This window comes from Mycobacterium sp. NGS51, from assembly GCF_059812525.1.
This window is the reverse complement of sequence record NZ_JCALCV010000072.1, coordinates 1-217: the sequence shown is the minus strand read 5'-3', so window position 1 is coordinate 217 and position 217 is coordinate 1. Positions and strand designations below refer to the sequence as shown.

Genomic DNA, 217 nt, shown 5'->3' with positions numbered 1-217 from the left:
GGCCCAGTTGGCATCGCGTATCGGCGTTGGTGGAGATGGGTTGGCGCCGTTGGTGGCTGGTGAGCGGCCCGCGGTGGTGCCGTTGTCGTTTGCCCAGCAGCGGTTGTGGTTCTTGGATCAGTTGCAGGGGCCCTCGCCGGTGCACAACATGCCGACGGCGCTGCGGATCAGTGGGGCATTGGATGTGGAGGCGTTGGGTGCGGCGCTGGGCGATGTG

At 66.8% G+C, this 217-nt stretch carries 1 protein-coding gene; it reads left to right on the top strand.

Features of this window, described 5'->3' with window-relative positions:
- Positions 1-217, top strand: a 217-nt coding sequence (locus AC5Y5W_RS25015) for a condensation domain-containing protein (protein ID WP_500022667.1), incomplete at both ends; no start/stop codon positions are given.